This is a genomic window from Streptomyces sp. YIM 98790 (assembly GCF_011421595.1).
In the GTDB taxonomy this organism is placed as follows: Bacteria; Actinomycetota; Actinomycetes; order Streptomycetales; family Streptomycetaceae; genus Streptomyces.
Genome location: NZ_WTLH01000141.1, coordinates 9,454 through 10,355, shown reverse-complemented (window position 1 = coordinate 10,355; position 902 = coordinate 9,454). Strand labels below are relative to the sequence as shown.

Genomic DNA, 902 nt, shown 5'->3' with positions numbered 1-902 from the left:
CCGGCCGGGCCGGGGCGCTCGTCCTGGTGGCCGACGGGCCCGGGGCGCTGCCCGGGCGCGCCCTGTACCTGCCGGCGGACGGACCGCATCTGGGCACCCTCGGCGGGCACCCGGAACTGGACCGCACCGCCGCCGGGGAGGCCCGCGCCCTGCTGGCCGCGGGGCGCAGCGCACCGGTGGTGATCGGCGCGGAGGGCAGCCGCTGCGGCGAGCCCGTCACCCTCCTGGTGCAGAGCTGCCTTCCGCCGCCGCGGCTGCTGGTCTTCGGCGCGGCCGACTTCGCCGCGGCGCTCACCCGGGCCGGCCGCTTCCTCGGCCACCGGGTGACGGTGTGCGACGCCCGGCCGGTGTTCGCGACACCGGAGCGGTTCCCCGAGGCCCAGGAGGTGCGGACCGACTGGCCGCACCGCTATCTGGACCGGCAGTGGGCGGCCGGCCTGCTGGACCGGCGCACCGCGGTCTGCGTGCTGACCCACGACGCCAAGTTCGACGTGCCGCTGCTGGTCCGCGCGCTGCGGCTGCCGCTCGCCTACGTGGGCGCCATGGGCTCCCGCCGCACCCACGAGGACCGGCTGCGGCGGCTGCGCGCGGCCGGGCTCGGCGAGGCGGAGCTGGCCCGGCTGCGCTCGCCGATCGGCCTGGACCTGGGCGCCCGCACCCCGGAGGAGACCGCGCTGTCCATCACCGCGGAGATCGTGGCCCTGCGCCACGGCGGCACCGGCCGCCCCCTGACCACCCTCACCGGCCCCGTCCACCCTCACCGCGCCCCGGCCCCCGCAGCCCTCCGCTAGGCGGAGGGCTGCGGGGCTGAGCCGAGGCTGCCGCGCGGCGGTTCGCCGGCCAGCGGGCCGGGGAGCGGCCTTGCGGCCTTGCGGCCTTGCGGCCTTGCGGCCTTGCGGCCT

General features: G+C 79.6%; 1 protein-coding gene. It reads left to right on the top strand.

The genetic code is table 11. The annotated features are described in order from the left end of the window. A partial coding sequence (locus tag GQS09_RS20595; RefSeq protein WP_207958075.1) for an XdhC/CoxI family protein occupies positions 1-791 on the top strand: 791 nt, incomplete at its 5' end. Positions 792-902: the final 111 nt, after the last annotated feature.